Here is a 25,957-nt window from a genome sequence, read left to right as displayed (position 1 = left end):
TGCGAGCGTGGTTAACCTCGTCACCTATCCCCAATCAGCAGGGCGGCGACTACAAGCTCCCGAGGTGATTTCGTACCAGCTCAGGAGTAATCCCCCTCCCAACGCGCACTAAGGTATCGGGTATTTGCTGCCGCGGGATTGACCGGCTCGCCCCGGTGTAGGACAGCTGCCTCACGCGTTTTAGTAGAGCCTGCCCCTCAGCTCTCACGAGATGGCTTAACCGAAATGTACTCGCCGAAGTTTCCTCTGAAAATAGCCGATCTACGCAAAGTAATCGGCGCAACGCAGCTGAAGATAGTTTGGAAGGCGCAAGTACGGGACGCAATGCGGAAGCAACCAATTCCCGATCCGCTGGAAAATCTCGACTTTCACGTCCGACTAGATGCAAACTGCGCGGCAATAGAAGCTGAAGTTTGTTCTGCCTCATACGCTCCGCGTCAGCCCTTGCGTTTCTTAGCTGAGAAGTCGAAGGGGCTTTGTCGGCAGCTTGTTGTGCCGACTGCCAAGGACGCCTTGGTTCTTCAGGCTTTATCAAATGCCATCTGGAGCGAAGTAAAGCTGCAGGCGCCAAGCAAGAAGTCCTTCTATGCACCAGCCGACCATAACTTCTCGAAAATCATCAAAGGGCAAACCGCGGAATACGGCTCACTATCAGCATGGCTAGCCTTTCAGAAGACGATTTTTGGTTTCACTGATACTAAGAAATTTTTGGTAGTTACTGACATAGCAAATTACTACGACTTCATCTCGTACGAGCATCTAAGGAACGTACTGGCGAGCCTTTCGGTCGTGAAGGAGCATGCGCTCGATCTGCTGATTTATACTCTCTCGAGCATGCTTTGGCAGCCGGACTATATGCCACGCGTTCCTATTGGTTTGCCCCAGATGAACCTTGATGCTCCGCGTCTGTTAGCGCACTGTTTTCTGTTTGAAGTTGATAAGCTGCTTGAAAGCATTCCGAACGCGGACTTCGCAAGATTTATGGATGATATTGATATCGGAGTTGACACGATCTCAGAGGCCCGTGAGATCATAAGAAATCTGGATCTCGCCTACAAACTCGTCAGCTTCGATTGAACTCGGGCAAGACCAGAATCTTGACGGAGATTGAAGCGCGCAAGCACTTCAAGATCAGGGAAAATGAGTGGTTGAGTGCCTTATCTGACCGTATTGCAGCCAAAAGACAGACTAAGAGTTCGATATTCAACGAGCGTCGAAAGATTGAGATTAGTATTCGAGTTGGTCTAAAGCGCGGTGCCTTCTCGTCGGGCAACGGGGACAAGGTGTTGAAGCGCCTTCTCAACTTGGCTCGCGACACGTCGGCCCCAATCTCCGACGAAGATTTTTCGCTCATTCTGGCGAACTGGCCGCCATTGAGACATACACTGCTCCAGTGGTGGCAGGCACATGCATCTCCTGCTCTCAAGCTCAACTTGCTGACCCAAATCCTTCAAGATGGACATCTTGTAGATGACGCGTCCCTTGTCGAAATTGCAAGTGCTATAGTGGCGGCACGTTTGCCGGACAATAGTTGGGTGCGTGGACACCTCAAACAAGCGCTAAGTGGTCTCGGTTCTTCGTCCACATGGAGCTTGTATGCCCAAATCTGGGTCGCTTCGAAGTACTCATCGAACGATGAACTCATGGCAATTATTGAGACGAAAGCCTCCATGTGGGGAAGCAATGAGCATCTCACCCGGCTGGTTGCAGGAATGTTTCCCAGATTTTTTGGCTCTCCGCTTCAACCAAAGTTTGAGGCAATACTTCGCAAGGCAGGGGGCTTTGCCGCCTCAAGTGTAACGCAGTTTCACCATGAGCTTGCCAATACCGTTGCTGGCTTCACAGCCATCAGAAAGTTCATCGTTGCTCACAACACTTCACTTCCAAATCGCATTTCGCACGCGAAATTTTTGATGCTCCTCTCGCTCCTTCGGAACGCGGGCATTGCGCCGGTAGCAATAACCCAATTGAAAACCATCCACGCAGTCGCCCTAACAGACCCATTTTACGCACGCCTTGTACCGTAAGCAGTCCTGCCAGTGGGCTATTCTGCTTCCCCGCGATAATCTCCTGCAACGTAGCCACATGCCGGGCGAACGCCCCTCGGCCCGCGGCCGTTGCTGTCACCGTGGTCTGCGGCTACTTGCCCACAAAAGCCTTGTCCACCTGGACATACCCCGCCTTCGCCAGGGTCTCGATATGGGCGCCGAGATGGCCGTCGGTGGTCGCCGGTGAGCTTCTTCAGGCGGGCGAATTCGAGACCCACCTCCGCAGGGAGGGCGTTCAGCGCGGCCATGATCTTCAGGCGCAGCGGCTGATGGATGACGTCGTCGAGTTCGGCCAGGCTTGCCGGCGATCGACTTTTCGCCACGCGAGCAATCGGCTACACGGGAATTGCATTTTCACCGTGCGCTAGCAGGCGCGCTGACTCAACAAGGCCTAGGGATGACTGAGAAGCTGCAGCCGGGCGCGCCCGCCCTGGAAAAGGGGCTGGACCTTCTGGAGGCGCTGGCAGGCTCCGCACGCGGGATGAGCCAGAAGCAGCTCGCCGAACGCGTCGGCCGCTCCGTCAGCGAGATCTTCCGGATGCTGGTGGCGCTGGAGCGCCGGGGCTATGTCGCGCGCGACCCCGCGACCGGCGAATACACGTTGACGCTGAAGCTGTTCCGGATCGCCTCGCAATTCCCGCCGACCGAGCGGCTGCTGAAGGCCGCGCTGCCGGTCATGGAGCAGCTCGCCTCCCGCGTGCAACTGTCCTGCCACCTGACGGTGCTGCACGGCGAGCAGTTCATGGTGATCGCCCGTATCGAGCCGGAATGGCTGATGGGCTGGTCGGTCAAGGTCGGCGCGGTGTTTCCGCTCACCCAGCAATACGCTTCGGCGAAGGTTCTGGCGGCCTTTCAGCTCGAGGGCCGCCGCCAGGAGCTGGCGCAGGTCATCGCGACTAATGATCGGATCAGCATCAAGAAGGCACTTGCCGCGCTCGACCGCATTTCAGCGGAGGGAGGAAACTTCTCCAACGACGACGGCTATACGCGCATCCTTGCCTATAGCTGCCCTATCATCGAAGTCTCCGGCCGTGCGGTGGCCGCGATGACCGTGCCGCTGGTGAGGCAGGATCAGATCCCGGCAACCGAGGCCAGCACCATCGCCGCGGAGCTGCGTAGCGCCGCCAGGATCGTGTCCGAGAAGATCGGCGGCGTTTCTTGACGCGATAGCCGACATTGTAGGCGCCGCCATGCCTGGACATGGCGATTCCAGGAGAAGCCTTCGAGGGAGTCCCCGTGATATTATGATCCGATGCAGCTAATTTTCATCTATGGGCAAGTCGCCTCAGGAAAACTGACTATCGCGCGCCATCTTGCCTCCGGGACAGGGATTGCGCTGTTTCACAATCACCTTGTCGTCGATGCAGTTGGCGCGGTGTTTCCGTTTGGCACGGAGGCATTCGCGCGTTTACGTGAACAATTCTGGATGGCCGTGTTTGAGGAAGCTGCCAAGCAGAGGCGATCGTTGATATTCACATTCGCCCCCGAGCCAACGGTGGCTGGCGATTTTCCGATCCGAGTACAAGAATTAGTGGAGCGCAATGGCGGTGAGGTCATCTTCGTAGCACTTCACCTGGAACAGGCAGAGCAAGAGCGACGCCTGGTCGATGAAGATCGTGCCGCATTCGGCAAGATGCGGGACCTGTCGCTACTGCGCACACTCCGACCGCAGTTCGATGCCTGCATGGCATCAATGCCCCAGCCCGCCCTCACCCTCGATGCAGGTCACCTGAAGCCGTCCGAGAGTGCCGAGGCTATCTCAAGCCTGATCTCGGCAAAGGCTAAGTGAGAGACCTAGACTAAAGCGTGATGAGATCAGGTTTGATTGCGGCCTGGATTCACTCTTTTTGTTTCTCTTCTGCGCTTTCTCCATCGGAGCTTTTCGAGCGCTCTTCGAAACGATCGGCTCCCTTGGCTAGATCATGCCCCATCTTGCTCTCGTTTTTCGCTTCGTCCTTGGAAGTTGCTTCCCGCAAGCCTTCAGCGGCCCGTTCCCCCGCCTTTGATGATTGTCGTTCGTCATCCATTGGTGGCTCCTCCTGATAGGACGCCTCCCAGGAAGCTCGCAGCTCTATCCCGGATTGGACGTACCGACGTTCCAATCAGATCACCTGGACATTGTTCCCGATTCCGTTGACGCCCTTCGTCGAGCCGCGGCACATGCCAGCCGAACAGCCAGGCCGGCATCGATGCGCTCAGCACGGCTCGACGGGCCCAACAGCGCTCGCTCAAATGTCTCCCTGGATTCAGCGCCGGCGCCGCTGGATCAGGCGACACGCACCGCTGCGGGCCAAACGGCGACATGCTTCGTCGGTTCTGATAACCCTACTTGCGCGGAGAGTTATCGATGCAAGCCATGAATAACGTAAAGCAGGGATTGCTGGTTGCAATCTCGGTTGCGTCGCTGATTATCGTCGCGTATTGCGCGTATTTCCTTTTCAGGTATCCTAGTCTCATTTCGCTCATCACCTTCTTCGTAGTCGTGCCGGTGTTTCTGATCGTGGGGCTTGGCTTCTTCAGGATCGCCAGAAACCCGCACTAGGCACTCCGCCGGATCGAAACAATGCGGTCCATTCTGCGAATGGGTGGTCCAAGGACCGAAGGGATAAAAAAGGCCGACGACATGTGCTTCATTCTACTGGACATAGATGCGTGGGGTGCATTTTGGCTGGTGTTTTACGCCGCGGCCGCCGGTCTGAAGGCCAGAGCGCACGACTTGTGGTTCTGGGTCATAGTGGTGTTCATCGCCTACTTGGCGTTCGAATTTACTCGGGCTCACTTTCGGCAGCGCCGTCGGGCAAGTAACCGAGGTTGAGTTCCAAGACTCGAATACGCGAGATCCATCTGCGTTTTGCTTTCGAAGACGACAGATGAAGGGCACCGGTCATCGCCCGCCTTCGGTCCACAAGCGGTAATGCTTGGCCGATCACGAGATATCCGGTTGTTCCTCCGGACGCCGACATGCTTTGATGCGGACACGCCTCACGCCAGCGTCATCCCGCCATCCACGACCCAGGCGGCACCGTTCACGTGCGCAGCCTCGTCGGAGGCGAGAAAAGCAACGACGTTGGCGACATCCTGCGGCCGCCCATGAGTGCTTGCAACGTTTCGGCGCAACGCTATGTCGCCGTCACGCGCCTGGCTTTCCAATTCCCGGATCATGCGCGACTCGACCGGCCCTGGCAGAACGGCGTTGACCCTGATCCTCGTCTCCGCGACATCGAGCGCCGCCGTGCGTGTCAGCCCGAGCACGGCGTGCTTGGAGGCGACATAGCCGGCGAGTCCTGCGCGTCCCCGGATTGCGGATGTCGACGCAGTGTTGATGATCGCGCCCGTCCCGCGTTGCATCATCCTGGCGATCACGTGCTTGAGGCCGAGAAAAACGCCCTTGACGTTCACCTGCAGCAATTGATCGAACGTTTCGTCGGGATATTCGTGAAGAGGAGCGACGACGCCCTCGATGCCCGCGTTGTTGGCGAAGATGCCGATCGGCCCCAGACGTGCTTCGGTCGCCTCTACGAATGCGATCGTATCCTGAGCGAGGGAGACATCCGCGCGGATGGCGAGCGCCCTTGCCCCGGCCTTCTCGACCAGCTGCGCGGTGGCGCGTGCAGCCGCTTCGTCGCGGTCGACGATCGCGACCGCAGCGCTCATCTGCGCCAACTTTAGCGCAATGGCGCGCCCGATATCGCCCCCGCCGCCCGTGACCAGCGCGACCGGCCGATCAGTGCCACTCACGACTTCAGGAACTCGCAGCCGCCATCCGCCAGCGGCCGCCAGGCCTCGGACGGCGCGATGGTCTTGACCAGCTTGTAATAGTCCCAGGGGTATTTGGAATCACCGGGGGTCTTCACCTCGAACAGATACATGTTGTGCAGCTTGCGACCGTCGGCGCGCACGCTGCCCTTGCCGAACAGGGGATCATCGGTCGGCAGCTTCTTCATCTGCTCGACCACGGCCTTGCCGTCGCTGGAGGCGCCGAGCGCAGCGACGGCCTTGAGATAGTGCAGCGTCGTGGCATAGGCGCCCGCATGCAGCGCGGTCGGATAGCGGCCGTTGTTGCGCGGCGCGAATCGCTTGGTCCAGGCACGCGTATCGTCATTCAGATCCCAATAGAAAGCTTCGGTGAACTGCAGCCCCTGCGCAATCTTCAGGCCGAGCGAATGCACGTCGCTGAGATACAGCACCGTCGCCACCACGCGCTGGCCGCCTTGCGGAATCCCGAATTCGACGGCCTGCTTGATGGAGTTGATGGTGTCGCCGCCGGCATTGATCAATGCGATGATTTCCGCCTTCGAAGACTGCGCCTGCAACAGGAAGGATGAGAAATCCTGCGTGTTGATCGGCGTGCGGACGCCGCCGAGAACCTTGCCGCCGAATTTCTGCACGACGTTCTTGATGTCGCCCTCCATGGCATGGCCGAAGGCATAGTCGGCCGTGAGCAGGAACCAGCTCTTGCCGCCGCTCTCGACGACGGCGCGCGCGACACCCGACGAGAGCGCGTAGGTGTCGTAGGTCCAGTGCACGAGATTGGGCGAGCAGGACTTGCCGGTCAGGTCCGACGACGAGGCGCCGGAGACCAGCAGCGTCTTGTTGTTCTGCTGCACGACGTTGCGCACCGCGAGGGCGACGGCCGAATTCGGCGCATCGACGATGACATCGACGCCTTGCCGATCGATCCACTCGCGCGCGATGTTGGCGCCGAGATCGGCCTTGTTCATGTGGTCGCCGCTGATGATCTCGACCGGCCGGGTCAGCTTTGGACCCGAAGCCTGGAAATCCTCGACCGCCATTTTGGCAGCCAACAGCGAGCCCGGGCCGGTGACATCGGCATAGAGGCTGGACATGTCCGTCAGCACGCCAATGCGCAGCGGCTTTGCGTCTTGCGCCCGTGCACCGAGCCCCGTCATGCCCAGCGCCAATCCGCCGGCGCCAGCCAGCAGCCGGCGGCGGCTCACCCGAAATCGTGCTGCCATGGGCAGACCCTCCTTTGCCTTGTGCATGTTTCTTCCCAATTTTCGCCGCCCGCATGTACATGGCACGCAGGCTGATCTTGTCGTTCAGGGTGTGAGGCGCTCGATGAGCCTGCGGTCCTCGACCTCGAATCCGCCGCCATAGACGTCCGACACCATGAAATGCGCGCCGAGAATCTCCGGCTCGAGCTCGGCAATCGGATCGTACGCGGTGGCGTGCAGCGTCATCGCGGCGCGGCCGGGCACCGGCGTCGAATATTTCAACGGCGTGCGGCGGTAGGCGATGTCCGCATAGGCCGTGCCGAGCCGCTCGGGATGCGGCAGACGGCGCACATGGATCTCACCGGCCGGCAGCTTATCGCCGTCGACGATGCGGACGACCGGCGCGGACGGATCCGGCGTGAAGGCGAAATCGGCGAGCGGAATGCCGCGGCGCCGCACCCATCCGGTGATCGATCCATCGGCATGCTCGTCGAAGGCGTAATGCGCATCCTTCTTGGTGTAGCCGAACACCTCGCGTCCGGCACAGATCCCCATGGGATCGCTGCAATACATGAAGATATGCGTCTCGGTGAACAGCCCCTTGTAGCGCACGGGCACCGAGATCATCAGATCGAACATCTCGCCCGCATGCACGGCGAGAGAATGGCCAGGCGAACGCATGAAGCGGAACGCCACGCGGTCGCTGGCGATCTCGAACGGCGTCTCTGCGAGCAAGGTCGCGACCTTGCCGGGCGCGACACGGGTCATGATCTCGACGGTCCGCAAGGTGCAGCCCCATTCCACCGGATAAGCCGGCGAATAGGGCGGATTGACCCCACTATTCGGCTTGAGCTGGTACTGCCCGAACATGCGTCCGCGCGGGTCGTCGGGATCAGTAACCGCAGTCATCGGGTCCGCTTCCTCTGAATCCATATATGATTTTACAATTTCATATATGAAAATCGAGGTTGGTCAAGTCGCCTTCCAGGGCGGTTCCCCGGCACCCCCCGAATCGATTGGCGCTTGCCTGCGAAAATCCTTAACGTCGGGCCTGACCCCGAAATGCCGAATCGTTTGCTATGCCGCCTGCGGAACAACTGCTCAACGCGCCTGAATTCACCGTCTCCGAACTGTCCCTGTCCCTGAAGCGGACGGTCGAGGACGCCTATGGCCATGTCCGCGTCCGCGGCGAGATCTCCGGCTTCCGCGGGGCCCATTCCTCCGGCCATTGCTATTTCGCGCTCAAGGACGAGAGCGCCAAGATCGAGGCGGTGATCTGGAAGGGCGTGCATAGCCGCATGCGCTTCAAGCCCCAGGAGGGGCTCGAGGTGATCGCCACCGGCAAGCTGACGACCTATCCGGGCTCCTCGAAATACCAGATCGTGATCGAGGCGCTCGAGCCGGCCGGCATCGGCGCGCTGATGGCGCTGATGGAGGAGCGCAAGAAGAAGCTCGCCGCCGAGGGCCTGTTCGACGAGGCGCGCAAGCAGCTGTTGCCGTGGCTGCCGGAGGTGATCGGCGTCGTGACCTCGCCGACCGGCGCCGTCATCCGCGACATCCTGCATCGGCTGGAGGACCGCTTTCCCCGCCGCGTGCTGGTGTGGCCGGTGAAGGTGCAGGGCGACGGCTCGGCCGAGCAGGTCGCCGCCGCGATCCGCGGCTTCAACGCGCTGCCCGAAGGCGGCCGGATTCCGCGGCCCGATGTGCTGATCGTCGCGCGCGGCGGCGGCTCGCTGGAGGACCTCTGGTCGTTCAACGAGGAGATCGTGGTGCGCGCGGCCGCCGAGAGCATGATCCCGCTGATCTCGGCGGTCGGGCACGAGACCGACATCACGCTGATCGACTTCGTCGCCGACAAGCGCGCGCCGACGCCGACCGCGGCGGCGGAAATGGCCGTGCCGGTGCGCAGCGACCTGTTCGTCGAAGTCGGCGATCTCGGCCGCCGCACCCGCGCCTATTGGCAGCGCGCCCAGGAGAGCCGCCGCAGCGAGCTGCGTGCCGCGGCGCGCGCGCTGCCGGCGGCTGGCGATCTCTTGGCGATCCCGCGGCAGCGGCTGGATTCGGCGGGCGCATCCCTGCCCCGCTGCCTCAAGGCCAACACGCACGCGCATTTCCGCAGGTTCACGGCCGCAAGCGCGAAGCTGACGCTGCGGGTGCTGCACGGCCAGATCTCGCAGGCCGATCATCGCCTCACGGTTTGCGGCGAGCGGCTTGGTCTCTCCACGCGCTCGCTGCTGCGACGGCGGCGCGACCGCTTTGCGGGATTGGAGGTGCGGCTGCGCGCCTCGAAACTTGCGAATGCGCAGGCGCAGCGCAACGCGATTGCCCGCCAGCGCGAGCGCACGCATCGTCTGACTGAGCGGGCACAGCGCGCGCTCGTCACGCTGCTGCACCGGCTCGAGGCGCGGGTCGAGAACAGCGGCAAGCTGCTCTCCGCGCTGTCCTATCGCAGCGTGCTCGCGCGCGGCTTTGCGCTGGTGCGCGACGAGGCCGGCCATCCCGTGCATGCGGCGGATGCGATCGGCCCCGGCGCGCGGGTCGAGATCGAGTTCGCGGACGGCCGTGTCGGCGCGACCGCGGATGCGGATCGGCCGGCGCCCGCGGAGAGGCGCGCGCCGGCGCAGCCGAAGCCGGCTGCGGAGACCAAGCCGGCGCCGAGGCGCGTGGCCAAGCCGGTGGATCAGGGCAGCTTGTTCTGAGGAGGGAGGACAGGCTCTATCCGCGTCATTGCGAGGAGCCCTTGCGACGAAGCAATCCAGACTGCTTCCGCGGAGGGATTCTGGATTGCTTCGCTGCGCTCGCAATGACGATGTGGCGACAGCGCGTCGCCCATTCAAATCTACTTCAGCGACACGACAATCCCGCCTCGATCGTGGTCCAGAAGCCGCAATGGTCCGGCGCGCGGTGGGGGCCGGCGTGGGCCTCGAACAGCAGGATCGCGACGGTGAAGACGACCAGGGCGGAAGCGAAGAGCGTGATGCGGCCATGCATGTGAGATGCGTTTAATCGACATCGTGGTCGAATGATGGCGCCATCACCGCGCCAGCCATTGCGCGACGTCCTTCTGCGAGGCGGCGCGGGCTTCGGCATCTCCGTGCTCGGGCGCGGCGGCTGCGTGCACCGGCGCGCCGGCGCGGTCGAAATCGTGATCGGCGCCGGGATAGACCACGATGCGCGCCAGCGCGCTGCGGCCGCGCGCGCCGTCCACCATCTGGCGGCAGGACGGCGGCGACGACACCTCGTCATCGGCGCCGATCAAGACCAGCGTCGGCACCCGCGTGCTCCAGCCGAGGCCCGCCGAGATCCGGCAATCGGGATAGAACGCAATCGCGGCGCGGAAGTCCGGACCGTGATCGCGCCCCGCGCTCTGCGGACGCACGGCCCAGAGCAGCGCGCTCGCACCATTGGCCCAGCCGATCAGGCTGACACGGTCCCGCGCCACGAAAGGCTGCTGCATCAGCCAGGCGCGCGCGGCCGCGATATCGGCGACGCGTTCGCGCCGCGCCTTGACGTGCATCTCCTTGACGCGGCATTGCGGGCCGAGCTCGCGCGAGCCGTAGCTGTCGGGCAGCAGCACGGCATTGCCCGCCTTGAGCAGACGCTCGGCCCATTCGCGATAGCGCGGCAGCACGGGATCGGAATGGCTACCCAGCCCGCCGCAGCCGTGCAGCGCGATCACGGCCGGGAACGGCCCCTCGCCCGCGGGCTTGTAGAGCTGCGCATGGAGCACCCCGGAGGCGAGCGGAATTTCGACCGGCTGCGGCGCCGGGGCGGCGTGCGCGGCCGACATCAGCAGCGTCAGGAACAAAGCGGCGAGGCGAAGGCGCATCGGACTCTGCGGCAGGAGCTGCCGGAACCGGCGCCCCTTCGACCGAAGCCTTATCATGCGAAAACGGCGGCAAATCATCACGAACCGGTGGGTTTAACGGGCGGACAAGCCACCCCATCTATGCTACATCCCGTCCAACACATCGTGCCTTCCACGGCGTTCCTGGAGAGGCCCCCACGGAGACTTTCGACCGTGCTGAACAAGTTCGGCCCCTCGGGCCATGGCGAAGCGCAGGTGCAATATCTCGACGGCGATTTCCGCGTGATCTCGCCGGGGACTTTCGTGCGCTGCGCGATCACCGACGTCCGCATCCCGCTCGACGAGCTGAAGTACTGGAGCGTCGATCTGCAGGAGGCCTATGCCACGCCCACCGCGGTGCTGCAGCGGCATTTTCCCGGCGCGCTGAAGCAGCCGTGATCCTTCGGCTCTCGCAACTCTCGTAAGGCGGGTAAAACCGGCAGACCTATAATGCTGGCGGTAACAATTGCAGAGTGCAATTCCATCTGACTTCTCCTGGACGCGGCTTCATTCCATAAGATTGCGGCCATGAATGCCGGCTGAATGTTCGCCGATATTTAAAATTGTCAGGCTTCCATTGGGGCCCATTTAAGCCGGCCCGCACCACATTGCCTCGGGATAAAGTGGCAAGCGGGCAGGAAGCATGGACCTCCGGAGAATTTTCAGCCGTTCGTTCGGTGTACCTTCGAGCGCAAGGGATCATTTGCTCGAACGGTTCATCCGCGACGAGCAGGGCAGCTACGTGCTCATTTCTGCGGTGCTCATGCCGGTCCTGGTCGGCACCGCCGGCCTGGGAACGGAAGTGGGCTGGTGGTACTACAAGCACAAGAACATGCAGAGCGTTGCAGATTCCGGCGCAGTCAGCGCTGCGACGGCTGCCAGTGTCGGCGGCGACCCCTCGTCGGAAGCCAAGGCGGTCGCGGCAAATTATGGTTACACCGACGGCGCGAACGACGTCACTGTCACCGTGAACCAGCCACCGAAAACAGGCAGTCAAGCGTCGAACGCGCAGGCCATCGAAGTCATCGTCAGTCAACCGCAGCGTCGGCTGCTGTCGGCCTTGTTCGGCTCGGATCGCGTACCAATCACCGCGCGCTCGGTCGCGCTGCCCAACTCCGGGACGGGCTGCGTCCTTGCGCTCAACAGGAGCGCAAGCCCCGCCGTCAACGTCAGCGGCGGCAACCAGCTCAACCTGATCAAGTGCAATCTCTACAGCAATTCGAGCGCGAGCCCCTCGCTCAACGTCGCCGGCAGCGCCTCGGTGGCGGCAAACCAGGTCGGCGTGGTCGGCGACGTCTCCGGCGCGAGCAGCATCACGGCGACCAACGGGGTCAAGACGCACATCACGCCTGTCGCCGATCCCTATGCTGACGTCACTCCGCCGACGCGGCCGAGTTGCAGCAATGCCAAGATCACGGTCAACGCCAACGGAAAGACGAACTCGCTCGACCCCGGCTGCTACATGGGCAGCATCACGGTCAACGCCGGCGCAGTCCTGAACCTCAATCCCGGCATCTACTATCTGGACGGCGCCAGCTTGAGCGTCGCCGGAAATGCCACCATCACCGGCAGCGGCGTCACCCTGGTGTTCACGGGCTCCGGCAGCGACTGGGGCACCGCCTCGATCGGCAGCAACGCGAGCGTCGACCTGACCGGCCCGACCAGCGGCCCGACGAAGGGCATCGTCATGTACGGCGACCGCAACATGCCGGCCGGGACCAATTTCAATCTCACCGGCGGTGCTACGCAGAATTTCGGCGGTGCCATCTACCTGCCGAAGGCCAATCTCAGCTTCAGCGGCGGCAACGGCACCAGCACGTCCTGCACCAAGATCATCGCGGATACGCTAACGTTCAGCGGCACGTCGAACCTGCAGGTCAATTGCACCGCGCTCGGCACCGCGACGATCGGTTCGCAGACCGCGCAGCTCGTCGAATGAGGTTTGGAGCGATGCAGATCCAGAATGTCTCATCCAGGTTTGGCCGTCGATGGCTTGGTTATCTGGCGCGGCACGTGCGCAATGCGGCCGGCGATCAACGGGGCGTCGCGGCAGCCGAATTCGCCATCCTGGTTCCCCTGCTGTCCCTGATGGTCGTCTCGGTCACGGACATCGGGCTTGCCCTCTATCGCAAGATGCAGGTCGAAAATGCCGCGCAAGCGGGAGCCCAGTACGCGATTGCGCGCGGCTTCGACACGAGCGGCATCGCGAACGCCGTCGCAAGTGCCACCAGCGCGACGAACATTACCGCTTCACCTCCGCCGGTCCAGTTCTGCGGATGTCCGACGAGTGCGGGCGTGAGCGCCACCAGCTGCGGAACGGTCTGCACCGGCGGTGCGCCGGCCGGAACATATACGACGGTCTCGGCGCAAGCGACGTACTATACGATCATCGACTATCAGATCGTGGCGGCTACCTACACATACACCGCGCAGTCCACCACGAGGCTGCAGTGAAGCTCACCGCATTATGGCGGGACACGCGCGGCACCACAGCGCTGGAATTTGCGCTGACCGCTCCCGTGTTCTTCCTGTTCATATTCGGGATCATCGAATGCGGGCTGCTGTTCTGGACTCAGCTCGGAATCCAGCATGGCAGCGAAATGGCGGCGCGCTGCGCGAGCGTCAACAACACGCTCTGCCCGAGCAGCAGCGCGATCACGACCTACGCTGCCCAGCAGGCCTACGGCCTCACGCTCCCGCCGGGGACATTCACCTTTGCCACGGCCGCATGCGGCAACCAGGTCAGCGCGAGCTATTCATTCGAGTTTCCGCAGATCATCAACCTGTCTCCGATCACGCTGACCGCGCGAGCCTGCTTCCCGAGTTGAGGTCGCCGACAGAAAATTGGATTCTGCCATGCCAATCGCTTGCGTTCTACATTCCTTGCAGCCGTGGGTGAGTCGTTTCGCCCTGTGGTTGGATTCTTTGTTGCAATTCCGCGCCCTAGAGTTGTTTGATGAAGTTCTGCTGAAACAAAGCATTGCTATAGTGCAGGTTAGGTAATTGGCCCTGTTCTTTCTATCGCACAGACGATCAGGTCAACCAAACAGCCATCGAGCGTTGGAATTGGCGCGGTCTGTGAACGGGCTCATATCGAAGAGCCATCTGACGGGCGACGATCACCTTGAAAATTCGCGGTGGAATATCTGTAAATCGACAATCAAGCGATGGGGGTGATCATGCCCGCCATTTTCGACCTGCTCTATCGTGAATATTGCCGCGCCCGTCTCGCTGAGATGCGCAAACAGCTTCTGATCGCAGCTGAGCGCGCTGAAGCTGTCGCAGCGGATCATTATCCCGCGACGCTGAGTGACGATGAGAGAACGGACCCGCACCGCAAGACCGGTCTTGGCCTGCCGAATTGAAGCGGCTCCAAGACCGGCGATCACTCCCGCGTAGCAGTGACCAAGCAATTGGCAACAGTTTGGGAGACGGCAATGAATACACCCGAATGCTACACCGTCGTCGTCGCCTGCATGTCGTGCCTGACCATCATCGGATTGATGGCCGCCGGCGCGTGGTGAGCATGGCTCGTTGCAGACATGATTCCGACTTCGACATGAGTACAGCCGCCGCGTCGTCCGACGGCGGCGGCTGCACTTTGGATCCGCAGATCAGCTTCCCGGCGGCGAGTACGACACGTTTCGCGACCAGGGCAGAGACGTTGCCTCACGTTGCGAGATCAGCGCGCACTGAACCTTCGCTCGCGCGCTCTGTATAGATGATCGCTGATCAATTGCCGCAGCTTCGCCAGGTCATCGAACTCGAGCTGAACGGCGAACGGCACGATGCCGTCAGGCACGCCTGCGCTGCCGCGCAAGCGTGCAAGATCCTTTTCCGTGGTCACCAGCGTGAGCTGCTCGCGCTGCGCCTCCGCTGCGAGCGCTGCGATCTCGCCTTCCGAAAACATGTGGTGGTCGGCGAAGGCGCGCGTGCGAACGACGTCGATCCCGCTCGCACGCAGGGTACGGAAGAAACGCTCTGGATCGCCGATGCCGGCGAAGGCGAACACCCGCTTGCCGAGCAGCTGCGCGAGCGAGGCCGCATCCGGCTTCAGGCGCGCGCGCAGCTCGGGCTTGTTCCGCTTGGCGATCTCCGCCGCGACGTCGTTGGCGGCATTGCCGTCGCCGATCAGCACCAGCGCATCGGTGCGCGCGAGCTGCGCCGCGAGCGGTGCGCGCAGGGGCCCTGCGGGAAACACCTCGCCGTTGCCGAGGCCGCGCTCGCCGTCAATCACGATCAACGAGGCATCCTTGAACAGAGCAGGATTCTGGAAGCCGTCATCCATCAGGATCACGGTGGCACCTTGCGACTTCGCCAGCGCGACGCCGTCGAGGCGGTCGCGCGCGACCACGACCGGGACGTCACGCGACATCATCAGGGGCTCATCGCCGACGTCGGCCGCATCGTGACGCTCGCGGTCCACCATCACCGGACCCTTCAGGCGCCCGCCATAGCCGCGGCTGAGCACGACCGGCGTCTCGCCGAGCTCGCGCAAGAGCTTGGTCAAGGCCAGCACGGTCGGGGTCTTGCCGGCACCGCCGACATGGTAGTTGCCGACACAGATCACGGGGATGCCGGCGTCCACGCCCTGGCGCAGCATGCGCCGTGCAGTGAACGCGCCGTAAAGCGCACCGAGCGGCCATAGCGCGTACGATTGAAGGGAGCGTGGCCGGTACCAAAAGGCCGGCTCACGCATTGGCGGCCCCCATCTCGATCCGCAATTGCAGCAGATACGGCTCGAGCGCGGTCATGGTGCGATCGAGCGCACCGCCAAGCTGCTCGACCACGCCCGTGCCTGCGCGCTGCATCTTGTCGCGCATGGTGGGATCGGCCAGCAACTGGCCGAGCTGCTTGACGAGCGCCTCCTGCGTGTCGGCTTGCCGCGCCCCGCCGCTGGTATCGAGCGCTTCATAGACGTCGGCGAAGTTGAACACGTGCGGACCGTGGACGATCGCGGCGCCCAGCTTGATCGCCTCGATCGGGTTCTGCCCGCCATGGTGGATCAGCGATCCGCCCATGAACACGATTCCCGAGAGCCGATAGAACAGGCCGAGCTCGCCCATGGTGTCGGCGACATAGACGTCGGTCGTCGCGGTCGGCAGCTCCTCGCGCGAGCGCAAGCTGGGCTTCAGGCCCGACGCCGTGACGAGGCCTGCGATCGATGAGCCGCGATCCGGGTGCCGCGGCACGATCACGGTGAGAAGCTGCGGGAAGAAGCCGACCAGGCTGCGATGCGCCGCGACCAGCATCTCGTCCTCGCCCGGATGGGTCGAGGCCGCGACGATGATCGGACGCCCGCGCGTCATCGCCATCAGCCGTTCGAGCTTGGCGGGGTCGGCCGGCGGCGCGGGCACGTCGAGCTTGAGATTGCCCGTCGTCGCGACGTCGCGGCCGCCGAGCGCGGCAAAGCGCTCGGCATCTTTCTTCGACTGCGCAAGACAGATGTCGAACCGCGACAGCAGCGCCGAGATGGTGCCGTGCATGCGGCGCCAGCGCGGGAAGGAACGCGGCGACATCCGCCCGTTGATCAGCACCATCGGCACCCGGCGCGCCGCGCCGGCGAGGATCAGGTTCGGCCACAAATCGGATTCAATGAACAGCGCCAGCGACGGCTTCCAATGATCGAGGAAGCGCGCGACGTAGCGCGGCGAGTCATACGGCACGTATTGATGGATGACGTCGGGGGAAAAGCGTTTTGCGACGACCGCGGCCGAGGTGACCGTGCCCGAGGTGAGCAGGATGCGCAGATTGAGATCGCGCAGGCGCTCGATCAGGGCGGCCGCCGCCAGGACCTCGCCGACGCTGGCACCATGAATCCAGACCAACGGGCCGTGCGGCCGCACGTCGGCGGACAGGCCGCGCCGCTCGCCGACGCGGGCGGGATCCTCCTTGCCCTGCTTCAGCCGCCGCTTGATCAGCGCAGGCGCGAGTGGCACCAGGCCGGCGGCCAGGCGCCGATACATCCGCAGCGTGATCGGCAGCGCAATGGGCAGCGACTTAGGCATCTTCCGGTCCCGGACGGCCGAGCTGCGCATAGGCGCGACGGGTCGCCTCGTTCAACGTGTCTTCCAGCTCCTGCCGCAACGTCTCCATCATGGCGGCGTCGGCATCTGCGGGAACGTGGATTTCCTTGATGCCGACCAAAGCGCCCCGCCCGAATGGCAAATTGATGGTGGTGCGATCCCAGTTCTTGAGCCGGACGAAGCGGCTGGTCGCCATCGCGAAAGGCATGATCGGCCGTCCCGATTCCCGTGCCAGCATGATAATGCCGAGCCCGACCACGCGCGAGCGCTTGGGGACATCGGCGGTCAACGCGACATTACAACCGGCCTGGAGCGTCCGCACCATTTCCTTGAAGGCGCCGACGCCACCTTTGCGGTGGAACGCGCCGCCATGGTCGCCGGAACCGCGGATCGTGCCGATCCCGAGCCGCTCGGCGGCGATGGCATTGAACTCGCCGTCGCGGTGCCGGGAGATCAGCACCTTGGCCCGATAGGAGGCCTTGTTCTGGTTCTTGATGAAGGGCGTCAGGAAATGCTGGCCGTGCCAGAACGCGAAGATCGCAGGGAGCTGCGGCTCGACGCGCTCGTAGACGTCGGGCGGATCGAAGGTGAAGGTGTTGGTCCGCCAGACCAGACGCAGATATTCGGCCGCCAGGACCCCGACGGCACGCTGAAACCAGCTGCTTCGCAGCGTATTGCGAAGCAGTTTCTTCAACGCGCCGGTTCTTGATTCGGATCGAGCAGCCGATGCAGGTGGACGATGAAGTAGCGCATCTGCGCGTTGTCGACCGTGCTCTGCGCCTTGGCCCGCCAGGCGGCGTGGGCGCTGGCATAGTTCGGATACAGGCCGACGATGTCGACCTCGTCCAGATTCTTGAAGGTGTTGTGCTCGAGATCGACGAGCTCGCCGCCGATGACGAGGTGGAGCAGTTGTTGCGGGGCGCTATCTGGCATGAGTTCTGTTCCTAAGGGGCTGCCCGGCAAAGCAGTGTTCGAGAAGCACCACGAATGCGCCTTAGGCTATCGGACGGTTGCGAAAATGCGCGACAATGCCCGCATGACGTTCGCGTCCCGCTGCCACCAGCACCCCGTGCGCCACTTCCCGGCGGTTATAGAGGATGGGTTCTCCGGAGAGGTCGCTCATCCTACCATCCGCTTCCTGCACGATCAAATCGGCCGCCGCAAGATCCCAATCATGGCTGTTGCCGCCCGCAAATGCCGCATCCAGCGCGCCATCGGCGACCCGGCACAGCCGCAGCGCCAGCGAGCCGATCCGCCGGTGCAGCTTGATCTCGCCGAGTGACGGCTTCAGCCGCTCGACCAGCGGCTTCGGGCCGGCGACGCGGGCGAAGTCGAGTCCGGATCCGCCTGTCGCGCGCACCGGCTTGTCGTTGAGCGTCGTGCCCTTGCCGCGCACCGCGAAGAAGAATTCGTCGCTGGCCGGGGCGAATACGGCGGCGAGCACCGGCGAAGCGTCCGCCACCAGCGCCACGCTGACGCACCATTCGTCATGGCCGCCGAGATAATTGCGCGTGCCGTCGATGGGATCGACGATCCAGGTCAGCCGCCGCGACAGCCGCGCCGCATCGTCGGCGCTCTCCTCGGACAGCCAGCCATATTCGGGCGTCGCGGCACGCAGGCGCGATTCGAGCAGATCGTTGACGGCGATGTCGGCCTCCGACACCGGCGAGGACGCGCCCTTGGTCCACTTCCTCAGCTCGGTGCGGAACATCGACTGCGCCAGCGCGCCCGCCTCCCGCACCGTGTCCTTCAGCAGCGCCGCGTCGCGGGTCAGGAGGGTGTGGTCGAGAGAATGCGCGTCAGCGTCCGCCAAGCGTCAAACCCTCGATGCGCACCGTCGGCGCATTGATGCCGTAGCGGAATTCGAGATTGTTCGCAGGCTGCATCGACCTGAAGATCTCAAACAGATGGCCGGCGATCGTCACCTCGCTGACGGGATAGGTGATCTCGCCGTTCTCGATCCAGAAGCCGGAGGCGCCGCGGCTGTAATCGCCGGTGACGCCGTTGACGCCGGAGCCGATCAGGTCGGTGACGTAGAAGCCCTGCTTGATGTCGGCGATCAGCTCGGCCGGCGTTGCAGAGCCGGGCTCGAGATGCAGATTGTACGGCCCCGGCGAAGGCGAGGAGGACACGCCGCGATGGGCGTGACCGGTGGTGGTGAGGCCGAGCTCGCGCGCGGTGGCACAGTCGAGCAGCCAAGTCGTCAACACGCCGTCGTCGACCAGCGCGGTCCGCTTCACCGCGACGCCTTCGGCATCGAAGGTCTGCGAGCGCAGCCCGCGCTTGCGCAGGGGATCGTCGATGATGCGGATGTTCTTCGCAAACAGCTGCTGGCCGAGCTTGTCCTTCAGGAAGCTGGTCTTGCGCGCGATCGAGGCGCCGTTGATGGCGCCGACGAGATGGCCGACCAGCGAGCCGGCGACGCGCGGATCGAACACCACCGGGACCTTGCAGGTCTCGACCTTGCGCGGATTGTAGCGCGCCACGGTGCGCTCGCCGGCGGAGCGGCCGACGACCTCCGGCGACAGCAGATCGGCGCCATGCGGCGCCGAGGTGAAGTCGTAGTCGCGCTCCATGCCGGTGCCTTCGCCCGATATGGCGGTGGCGGAGATGCCCTGGCTGGAGCGCAGATAGGAGCCGTGGAAGCCGGTCGAGGTGACGAGCACCATGCCGCCGATGCCGGATGAGGCCGAGGCGCCGCCGGACTTGGTCACGCCCTTGACGCCGAGCGCGGCAGCTTCGGCCGCGAGCGCGCGGCGCTCGAGCTCGGTCGTCGTGGGCACGGCGGGATCGAGCAGGTCGAGATCGGGAAAGTCGCGCGCGAGCAGCGCGGGATCGGCAAGGCCGACATATTTGTCGTCGGGCGCGACGCGCGCCATCGCAACCGCACGCTCGGCGAGCTTGGTGACGGCATCGCCGCTGACGTCGTTGGTGGAGACCACCGCCTGACGCTGACCGACCAGCACGCGCAGACCGACATCGTCGCCCTCGGACCGCTCGGATTCCTCGACGCGTCCGTCGCGGACCTCGACGCCCTGCGAGACGCCGCGCACCGCGACCGCGTCGGCCGCATCCGCGCCGGCGCGCTTGGCCGCCTCGACCAGCCGCTGCGCGAGATCGGAGAGCGCGGACTGATCGAACAGGTCGCGATTGGCGGAAGGCGAAAGCGTCGGGCTTGGTGAAGAGTTCACGAACGAAATCCTGTTGGGGCGGGGTTCGGGACCGGAACCCACAGATGTGCCCTGATAGCGCGGACTTCAAGCATTTTCAGCCCGCCAAAAAGCTCAGATTCGCGACGTCGGCGCAACGTCTCGTCAATCATGCACGCCAAGGTCTTGTCAATCATGAGGAGCGAGTGACGGTGGGTTAACCAGCCTTTTTAAGCGGTTTCGGACCGCCCGGCGCTAAGGTCCTCGCATCGACCGGGAACATAATCCTGGCGGGGAGAACAAAGCCGTGAGGCGTCAAACAGCAACATGCGGGGCCCACCCCGCCGGGTCGAGCCGCTCCTTGCGGCTCGACCCTCTTTCCCTTCCGGTCCGCTTCGATGCGCATGATCCGCGCGCCGACGGGCATGTCAGGCAGATCGAGCTTCATCGCGAGCGTGTCGTGCTGCGCCGTGCCGTGCGCGGCATGCAGATGGCGATCAACGTGCGCGTCGCCGACTTCACCGGCGTTGCGCTCCGCGGCAATGACGAGACGCAGACGCTCGTCCTCGTGCATCGCGATCCTTCGCTGTCCATCCCGCTACTGATCAGCGCGGACGCGGACGAGATCGCGCAGGCCTGGGCGATCTGGAGCGAGATCTTTGCGCTGCCGCAGCTCGACGAAGACGCGCGCAAACCCGCACCGCGCCGCCGCCGCGCCAATGCGATCCGCGCCCGCCGTCCGAAATTCTTGATGCGCCGGCGCACCGCAATGGCGCGCGAGCTGCCGGTTCATCAGGGCGAGCGCGAGATCATCGCGAGGAATTGACGGTGCCGTAGGGTGGGTTAGCCCGAAGGGCGTAACCCACCTCTTTGCTTTTCGCGCGGATAGAAGTTGGTGGATTACGCTTCGCTAATCCACCCTACGCATTTTCGCGTCACGCCGCTCGCATCATCGCGTCCGCGAGCAATCCCGCAAACAGCAACAGGCCCGCATGCTTGTTCGACTTGAACAGGCGCAGGCACAGCTCGGGATCGTTGATGCGCAGCCGCACGATCTGCCACACCAGATGCGCGGCGAAGGCGGCAAGCCCAAGCCAGGCCGGCCAGCGCGCTTCGCCGGATGCCAGCGCGAGGCCGATCAGCATCACCGCGAGCCCGTAGAACAGGACCAGCGCCTGGCGCGTATGCGCGCCGAACAGGCGCGCGGTCGACTTGATGCCGATCAACGCGTCGTCCTCAGTGTCCTGATGCGCGTAGATGGTGTCATAGCCGATCACCCAGGAGATCGCGCCGGCATAGAGCACGAGCGCGGTGGCGTCGATGCGGCCGAAGGTGACGGCAAACCCCATCAACGCGCCCCAGGAGAAGGCGAGCCCGAGCACGATCTGCGGCCACCAGGTGATGCGCTTCATGAAGGGATAGATCGCGACGATCAGGAGTGAGGCGATGCCCGTTGCAATCGCGAAGCGGTTGAACTGCAGCAGCACCGCAAGACCGACCAGCGCCTGCGCGACCATGAAGACCAGCGCCTGCCTGGTGGTCACCTGCCCCGACGGCAGCGGCCGCGAGCGCGTGCGCTCGACCTTGCCGTCGAGGTCGCGATCGGTGATGTCGTTCCAGGTGCAGCCGGCCCCGCGCATGACGAAAGCGCCGATGAAGAACAGCACGATGGTGAGCGGCAGGCCGCGAACGTCATGCGCCATGCCGGCGGCCAGCGCCGCCGACCACCAGCATGGCATCAGGAGAAGCCAGGAGCCGATCGGGCGATCGAAGCGGGACAGGCGCAGGTAAGGCCGCGCCCAATGCGGCGCGAGCGTATCGACCCAGTTGCCGGTGGAATCGGCAACGCGGGCGGATGTATCGCTCATCGGGTCAGGACGTTGCCGTTGAGCGTATCGAAGGTGCTGCCACCCTTCCTGCCGGCATTGGCCTCGGGCGCGGAGCCAGAGCCCAGCACCTCGCTCAGCGACGGACCGGCCGGACCGCGCGGCTGGTTCTGCATCTGTTGCGCGACGTTGCAGACCTTCGTCGCCATGGCCTCGGTGTTCTTGTGACCTTCCTTCAGCTGCGCACCGATCTGGGGCGGGATTCCGCATTTGGCGGCATTGGTCTCGATGTACTTGATCATCTTGACTTCAGCCTGGCTGAAATTGCGGATCAGCTTGCAGGCCTCGTCCGGTTGCGCGCGACGATCGCTCGCGGCCTTGATCAGCTTGCCGCGCTTCTCGGCTTCCTCGCGCAGCGGAATGAATGCCTTCATGCAGTCCTCGCCGGGACCGGCCTGCGTCGGGGGAGCCGCGCTGAAGGCGCCGGCGCCACCGATCGGGGCAGCACCGTTCACGGGAAAGGACGATTGCGGCGCCGCACCGAGCGAAGCTGCGGGTGCCGAACCGTTAACCGGAGGAAATGGGGAATTGGCGGCAGGCTGGTTGGGCAGCGGCGCCGGGAACGCGCTTTGCGCAGACGCGCCCGCAGCACCCATGGCCACCATGGCGGCAGTGATCGGAACCATCAAATGGCGGATCATCAAGATAGTCTCTCCGGCAGGAGCTTACGGGTTCAGGGCTTCCCAATTGAAGCGCGACCAGCGTGTTCGCGTTTTTACGATTCCCGCCGGCGCTTAACAACCCGTGGAATAGGGCGAGAGCGCGGCGCTGGGACGCACCAGTTCGGCAATATTTACCCCCGAAATGGCGCCTTTCGGTTAAGAACGGCCGGTAATCGGATCCCAAGCGATGCCTTCCCACGATTTTCGCGCGCCCCGCCTGTTCGTCGATGCCCCCCTGGCCCAGGACGCCAGGGTGCCGCTCGACCGCGACCAGAGCAACTATCTCGGCAATGTGCTGCGGCTGGCGGCCGGGGCCGAGGTCCTGGCCTTCAACGGCAGGGATGGCGAGTGGCAGGCCGCCATCGAGGGCCGCAAGCGGCCGGACGGCCTCGTGATCCTGCAGCAGACCCGGCCCCAGGACCATCTCGCCGACCTCACTTACGTCTTTGCCCCGCTCAAACATGCCCGGCTGGACTACATGGTGCAGAAGGCCATCGAGATGGGCGCCGCCGCCCTGCAGCCGGTGCTGACCCGGTTCACCCAGGCGTCCCGGGTGAACACCGAGCGGATGCGCGCCAATGTGGTCGAGGCGGCCGAACAATGCGGCATCCTCAGCATCGCCAGCGTGGCCGAGCCGGTGCCGCTGGAGCGCTTCCTGAGCCAGCGGCCCGCCGACCGCCTGCTGATCTTCTGCGACGAGGCGGCGGAGGTCCAGAATCCCATTCAGAACCTGCAAGGCGCGCGCGAGGTCGGACGCGGTATCGACGTGCTGATCGGCCCCGAGGGCGGTTTTGCCGAGGAAGAGCGGGCGCTGTTGCTGCGCCAGCCCAAAATCCTGCGGCTGGCGCTCGGCCCCCGCATCATGCGGGCGGACACCGCCGCGGTCGCCGCCCTGGCGCTGGTGCAAGCGGTGCTGGGGGATTGGAGCGGAAAGGCCAGCTAACTTCGTCAGCGGTGCAAACGCATGGCGTCGTCATGCCCGGGCTTGTCCCGGGCATCCACGTCCTTTGCGCCGGAGGGCAAGGCGTGGACGGCCGGGACAAGCCCGGCCATGACGAATGAGCCACCCGTTAAGCGATTGATCCTTTGGAGGTCGAAACCGCTGTCGGGCCATGCTAAGGGCTGCGCCAATTCGCCTCCCCTTGCCTACCCGGTTCCGCCGGGACGATGGACCCGTGAGATGACCGCGACTGCCACCTCAAATGCTGCCGGCTCCGCCGCCTGGGCGGATACGCTGCTCTTGTCGTTTGCGCAGGCCGGCTACGTCAGGGCCGAGCCCGCCATCCTGCAGCCGGCCGAGCCGTTCCTGGACCTGTCCGGCGAGGACATCCGCAAGAGCCTGTACCTGACCACCGACCTCTCCGGCGAGGAGCTCTGCCTGCGCCCGGACCTGACCATTCCTGTCGCGCGCGACTATCTGGCCTCGGGGCGCGCCGGCCAGCCGGCGGGGTTCAGCTATCTCGGTCCGGTGTTCCGCTACCGTAGCGGCCAGGCCCGTGAATTCCTCCAGGCCGGTATCGAATCGTTCGCCCGTCAGGACCGCGCCGCGGCCGATGCCGAGATGCTGGCGCTGGGGCTGGAGGCGACGGCCGCCTTCGGCGTCCGCGACGTCGAGATCCGCACCGGCGATGTCGCCTTGTTCAATGCGCTGCTCGACGCCCTCAATCTCTATCCGGTCTGGCGGCGCCGCCTGGTCAAGGATTTCAACCGCAAGATCAGCCTGGAGCAGGATCTGGAGCGGCTGGCGGCCGCGACCAAAGCGACGCGCAGCGAGTATGAGGGCGTGCTGGCGGCCCTTGCCGGCTCCGACCGCAAGGCGGCGCTCGCCTTCGTCACCGATCTGATGTCGATCGCCGGCACCACCAATGTCGGCGGCCGCACCACGGCAGAGATCGCCGATCGCTTCCTTGAGCAATCGACGCTGAAGGGCGGCGCGCTGCCGCGCGAGGCGATCGCCGTGCTCAAGCGCTTCTTATCGATATCGGGCAATCCAGACGATGCCATCGCCGAGCTGCGCGCACTCACCACCGACGCGAAGCTCGATCTCGCGTCCGCGATCGATCAGTTCGAGAGCCGGGTCGGCTTCATGGCCGCGCGCGGCATCAACGTGAGGCAGATTCGTTTCTCGACCGCGTTCGGGCGCGGGCTCGATTATTACACCGGCTTCGAGTTCGAGCTGCATCACAGCGGCAACGGCACCGAGCCGCTGGTCGCCGGCGGCCGCTACGACGGGCTGATGACCCAGCTCGGATCAGCTGAGCCGATTCCGGCGGTCGGCTTCTCGGTCTGGGTGGAGGCGCTGAACCGGATCGGCCGCAAGGTGGGAGCTTAAGTCATGAGCGCGCCATTCGTTCTGGCCGTTCCCTCCAAGGGCCGCCTGCAGGAGAACACTGAGGCCTTCTTTGCCCGTGCCGGCCTCAAACTGTCGAAGGCCGGCGGCGCCCGCGACTACCGCGGCACCATCGCAGGCCTCGACAATGTCGAGGTCGCCTATCTCTCGGCGAGCGAGATCGCCGCGCAATTGTCGCGCGGCTTCGCGCATCTCGGCGTCACCGGCGAAGACCTGGTGCGCGAGAACATCGCCGATGCCGACAAGCGCGTGTCGCTGATCGACGGGCTCGGCTTCGGCTATGCCGACGTCGTCGTCGCGGTGCCGCAGGCCTGGATCGACGTCCGCACCATGGCCGACCTTGACGACGTCACCACCGGCTTCCGCGAGCAGCATCACATGCGGATGCGGGTCGCGACCAAGTTCGTCAACCTCACCCGCGGCTTCTTCCAGGCTCACGGCATCAGCGATTACCGCATCGTCGAGAGCGCGGGCGCCACCGAAGGGGCGCCGGCGGCCGGCAGCGCCGAGCTGATCGTCGACATCACCACGACCGGCGCGACGCTTGCGGCCAACGGCCTGCGGGTGCTCGATGACGGCGTGATCCTGCGCAGCCAGGCCAATCTGGTGGCCGCCAAGGAGGCCGACTGGTCGCCGCAGGCGCGCGAGACGGCGCGTGTCATCCTCGATCACATCGCAGCGCGGGCGCGGGCCAACAAGTACCGCGAAGTCCGCACCCGCTTCCGCCAATGCGATGCCGCCCTGCTCGGGGAAGCCCACAGCCGGTTCGGCGTGGAGGCCCCGTTCGGCGGTCCGACCTCGTCAGGCATGCTGACCCTGCACTGCCCACCGGGGCAGCTCTACGCGCTGGCGAGCTTCCTGCGCGAGCATGGCGCCGAGACCGTCTCGGTGGTGTCGCTCGACTACGTGTTCGACCGCGAGAATCCGCTGTTCGCCAGGCTGGAGGCGTTCCTGCGGCGGTGAGCCCAAGGTTTGTTCAGCTTTGCGACAGCAAACGGCAGCTACCATATGCGGTTGAGAAGACCTAAACACCT

The 25,957-nt window shown here is 64.1% G+C and carries 29 protein-coding genes and 1 pseudogene; 15 read left to right on the top strand and 15 right to left on the bottom strand.

Going from position 1 to position 25,957, the window contains the following annotated elements; translation table 11 throughout:
• Positions 1-225 precede the first annotated feature (225 nt).
• A complete protein-coding gene (locus I6F31_RS23625) occupies positions 226-1,077 on the top strand; it encodes an RNA-directed DNA polymerase (protein WP_225186186.1) in 852 nt (283 codons plus the stop codon).
• A 20-nt stretch (positions 1,078-1,097) separates the two neighbouring features.
• A complete protein-coding gene (locus I6F31_RS23620; protein WP_225186213.1) occupies positions 1,098-2,027 on the top strand; it encodes a hypothetical protein in 930 nt (309 codons plus the stop codon).
• Positions 2,028-2,049: 22 nt separating this feature from the next.
• Here I6F31_RS23620 and I6F31_RS23615 read toward each other — a convergent pair.
• Positions 2,050-2,344: pseudogene (locus tag I6F31_RS23615) on the bottom strand (transcriptional regulator); the annotation flags it as partial.
• Positions 2,345-2,445: 101 nt separating this feature from the next.
• On the opposite strand from I6F31_RS23615, the gene I6F31_RS23610 reads away from it, so the two are divergent.
• Positions 2,446-3,210, top strand: coding sequence for an IclR family transcriptional regulator (locus I6F31_RS23610; protein WP_225186185.1), 765 nt, complete (start codon positions 2,446-2,448; stop codon positions 3,208-3,210).
• Positions 3,211-3,300: 90 nt separating this feature from the next.
• Positions 3,301-3,837: a shikimate kinase gene (locus I6F31_RS23605; protein ID WP_109145337.1), complete on the top strand. Its 537-nt coding sequence runs from the start codon at positions 3,301-3,303 to the stop codon at positions 3,835-3,837.
• A 49-nt stretch (positions 3,838-3,886) separates the two neighbouring features.
• Here the strand turns inward: I6F31_RS23605 and I6F31_RS23600 are convergent, their stop codons facing one another.
• The gene (locus I6F31_RS23600; RefSeq protein ID WP_109145985.1) at positions 3,887-4,075 is read right to left on the bottom strand and encodes a hypothetical protein; all 189 of its coding nucleotides are present in this window, start codon (positions 4,073-4,075) and stop codon (positions 3,887-3,889) included.
• Positions 4,076-4,395: 320 nt separating this feature from the next.
• Here I6F31_RS23600 and I6F31_RS23595 point away from each other — a divergent pair, with 320 nt between their 5' ends.
• Complete coding sequence (locus I6F31_RS23595) at positions 4,396-4,590, top strand: hypothetical protein (protein WP_225186184.1); 195 nt, start codon at positions 4,396-4,398, stop codon at positions 4,588-4,590.
• Positions 4,591-5,030: 440 nt separating this feature from the next.
• Here I6F31_RS23595 and I6F31_RS23590 read toward each other — a convergent pair whose 3' ends face one another.
• From I6F31_RS23590 to I6F31_RS23580, 3 genes are all read right to left on the bottom strand, one after another.
• The gene (locus I6F31_RS23590) at positions 5,031-5,786 is read right to left on the bottom strand and encodes an SDR family NAD(P)-dependent oxidoreductase (protein WP_225186183.1); all 756 of its coding nucleotides are present in this window, start codon (positions 5,784-5,786) and stop codon (positions 5,031-5,033) included.
• Positions 5,783-6,958, bottom strand: a complete 1,176-nt coding sequence (locus I6F31_RS23585; protein WP_225186211.1) for an ABC transporter substrate-binding protein — start codon at positions 6,956-6,958, stop codon at positions 5,783-5,785. Before I6F31_RS23585 ends, I6F31_RS23590 begins: the two co-directional genes overlap by 4 nt.
• A 150-nt stretch (positions 6,959-7,108) precedes the next feature.
• Positions 7,109-7,912 carry an acetoacetate decarboxylase family protein gene (locus I6F31_RS23580; RefSeq protein WP_225186182.1) on the bottom strand — a complete coding sequence of 268 codons (804 nt, stop codon included), beginning with the start codon at positions 7,910-7,912 and terminating at the stop codon, positions 7,109-7,111.
• Between the two features lie 170 nt (positions 7,913-8,082).
• On the opposite strand from I6F31_RS23580, the gene xseA reads away from it, so the two are divergent.
• Positions 8,083-9,702, top strand: coding sequence for an exodeoxyribonuclease VII large subunit (gene xseA / locus I6F31_RS23575; RefSeq protein ID WP_225186181.1), 1,620 nt, complete (start codon positions 8,083-8,085; stop codon positions 9,700-9,702).
• A 145-nt stretch (positions 9,703-9,847) separates the two neighbouring features.
• Here the strand turns inward: xseA and I6F31_RS23570 are convergent, their stop codons facing one another.
• Both I6F31_RS23570 and I6F31_RS23565 read right to left on the bottom strand, forming a co-directional pair.
• A complete protein-coding gene (locus I6F31_RS23570) occupies positions 9,848-9,994 on the bottom strand; it encodes a hypothetical protein (protein ID WP_225147348.1) in 147 nt (48 codons plus the stop codon).
• 43 nt (positions 9,995-10,037) lie between these two features.
• The gene (locus I6F31_RS23565) at positions 10,038-10,832 is read right to left on the bottom strand and encodes a dienelactone hydrolase family protein (RefSeq protein WP_225186180.1); all 795 of its coding nucleotides are present in this window, start codon (positions 10,830-10,832) and stop codon (positions 10,038-10,040) included.
• A 192-nt stretch (positions 10,833-11,024) separates the two neighbouring features.
• Here I6F31_RS23565 and I6F31_RS23560 point away from each other — a divergent pair, with 192 nt between their 5' ends.
• From I6F31_RS23560 to I6F31_RS23540, 5 genes are all read left to right on the top strand, one after another.
• Complete coding sequence (locus I6F31_RS23560; RefSeq protein ID WP_036009228.1) at positions 11,025-11,249, top strand: DUF2093 domain-containing protein; 225 nt, start codon at positions 11,025-11,027, stop codon at positions 11,247-11,249.
• 304 nt (positions 11,250-11,553) lie between these two features.
• Positions 11,554-12,789 (top strand): pilus assembly protein TadG-related protein, encoded by a 1,236-nt coding sequence (locus I6F31_RS23555; RefSeq protein WP_225186179.1) that lies wholly within the window; start codon positions 11,554-11,556, stop codon positions 12,787-12,789.
• A gap of 11 nt (positions 12,790-12,800) precedes the next feature.
• Entirely contained in the window at positions 12,801-13,304 is a 504-nt protein-coding gene (locus I6F31_RS23550; RefSeq protein WP_081494560.1) for a TadE/TadG family type IV pilus assembly protein, read from the top strand.
• On the top strand, positions 13,301-13,678 hold the full coding sequence (locus I6F31_RS23545) for a TadE/TadG family type IV pilus assembly protein (RefSeq protein WP_225113339.1): 378 nt from the start codon (positions 13,301-13,303) through the stop codon (positions 13,676-13,678). Before I6F31_RS23550 ends, I6F31_RS23545 begins: the two co-directional genes overlap by 4 nt.
• 351 nt (positions 13,679-14,029) lie before the next feature.
• A complete protein-coding gene (locus I6F31_RS23540) occupies positions 14,030-14,215 on the top strand; it encodes a hypothetical protein (RefSeq protein WP_225124433.1) in 186 nt (61 codons plus the stop codon).
• 317 nt (positions 14,216-14,532) lie between these two features.
• Here the strand turns inward: I6F31_RS23540 and lpxK are convergent, their stop codons facing one another.
• From lpxK to I6F31_RS23510, 6 genes are all read right to left on the bottom strand, one after another.
• Positions 14,533-15,549 carry a tetraacyldisaccharide 4'-kinase gene (gene lpxK, locus I6F31_RS23535; RefSeq protein WP_225186178.1) on the bottom strand — a complete coding sequence of 339 codons (1,017 nt, stop codon included), beginning with the start codon at positions 15,547-15,549 and terminating at the stop codon, positions 14,533-14,535.
• The gene (locus I6F31_RS23530; RefSeq protein ID WP_225186177.1) at positions 15,542-16,888 is read right to left on the bottom strand and encodes a 3-deoxy-D-manno-octulosonic acid transferase; all 1,347 of its coding nucleotides are present in this window, start codon (positions 16,886-16,888) and stop codon (positions 15,542-15,544) included. The genes lpxK and I6F31_RS23530 overlap by 8 nt, the downstream gene beginning before the upstream one ends.
• Positions 16,851-17,570: a lysophospholipid acyltransferase family protein gene (locus tag I6F31_RS23525; protein ID WP_036039958.1), complete on the bottom strand. Its 720-nt coding sequence runs from the start codon at positions 17,568-17,570 to the stop codon at positions 16,851-16,853. Before I6F31_RS23525 ends, I6F31_RS23530 begins: the two co-directional genes overlap by 38 nt.
• The gene (locus I6F31_RS23520) at positions 17,567-17,809 is read right to left on the bottom strand and encodes a DUF4170 domain-containing protein (RefSeq protein WP_036039955.1); all 243 of its coding nucleotides are present in this window, start codon (positions 17,807-17,809) and stop codon (positions 17,567-17,569) included. Before I6F31_RS23520 ends, I6F31_RS23525 begins: the two co-directional genes overlap by 4 nt.
• A gap of 61 nt (positions 17,810-17,870) precedes the next feature.
• Positions 17,871-18,689 (bottom strand): 3'(2'),5'-bisphosphate nucleotidase CysQ, encoded by an 819-nt coding sequence (locus I6F31_RS23515; RefSeq protein WP_225186176.1) that lies wholly within the window; start codon positions 18,687-18,689, stop codon positions 17,871-17,873.
• The gene (locus I6F31_RS23510; protein ID WP_036027073.1) at positions 18,676-20,067 is read right to left on the bottom strand and encodes a TldD/PmbA family protein; all 1,392 of its coding nucleotides are present in this window, start codon (positions 20,065-20,067) and stop codon (positions 18,676-18,678) included. The genes I6F31_RS23515 and I6F31_RS23510 overlap by 14 nt, the downstream gene beginning before the upstream one ends.
• Positions 20,068-20,332: 265 nt before the next feature.
• Between I6F31_RS23510 and I6F31_RS23505 the strand changes: the two genes are divergently transcribed.
• Positions 20,333-20,851 carry a DUF6101 family protein gene (locus I6F31_RS23505; protein WP_225186175.1) on the top strand — a complete coding sequence of 173 codons (519 nt, stop codon included), beginning with the start codon at positions 20,333-20,335 and terminating at the stop codon, positions 20,849-20,851.
• A gap of 109 nt (positions 20,852-20,960) precedes the next feature.
• Here I6F31_RS23505 and ubiA read toward each other — a convergent pair whose 3' ends face one another.
• Both ubiA and I6F31_RS23495 read right to left on the bottom strand, forming a co-directional pair.
• Positions 20,961-21,893, bottom strand: coding sequence for a 4-hydroxybenzoate octaprenyltransferase (gene ubiA, locus I6F31_RS23500; protein WP_036014265.1), 933 nt, complete (start codon positions 21,891-21,893; stop codon positions 20,961-20,963).
• Positions 21,890-22,552 (bottom strand): hypothetical protein, encoded by a 663-nt coding sequence (locus I6F31_RS23495; protein ID WP_036014267.1) that lies wholly within the window; start codon positions 22,550-22,552, stop codon positions 21,890-21,892. The genes ubiA and I6F31_RS23495 overlap by 4 nt, the downstream gene beginning before the upstream one ends.
• A gap of 208 nt (positions 22,553-22,760) precedes the next feature.
• Between I6F31_RS23495 and I6F31_RS23490 the strand changes: the two genes are divergently transcribed.
• The 3 genes from I6F31_RS23490 to hisG all read left to right on the top strand — a co-directional run bounded on the left by I6F31_RS23490 (position 22,761) and on the right by hisG (position 25,886).
• The gene (locus tag I6F31_RS23490) at positions 22,761-23,516 is read left to right on the top strand and encodes a 16S rRNA (uracil(1498)-N(3))-methyltransferase (protein WP_036014268.1); all 756 of its coding nucleotides are present in this window, start codon (positions 22,761-22,763) and stop codon (positions 23,514-23,516) included.
• Between the two features lie 237 nt (positions 23,517-23,753).
• Entirely contained in the window at positions 23,754-24,905 is a 1,152-nt protein-coding gene (locus I6F31_RS23485) for an ATP phosphoribosyltransferase regulatory subunit (protein ID WP_036014271.1), read from the top strand.
• A gap of 3 nt (positions 24,906-24,908) precedes the next feature.
• On the top strand, positions 24,909-25,886 hold the full coding sequence (hisG, locus tag I6F31_RS23480; RefSeq protein ID WP_036014272.1) for an ATP phosphoribosyltransferase: 978 nt from the start codon (positions 24,909-24,911) through the stop codon (positions 25,884-25,886).
• Positions 25,887-25,957: the final 71 nt, after the last annotated feature.

This window comes from Bradyrhizobium sp. NBAIM01 (genome assembly GCF_020194115.1).
GTDB lineage: Bacteria > Pseudomonadota > Alphaproteobacteria > Rhizobiales > Xanthobacteraceae > Bradyrhizobium > Bradyrhizobium yuanmingense.
Note: the sequence above shows the minus strand (reverse complement) of the source record. Positions and strands in the feature narration are given on the sequence as shown.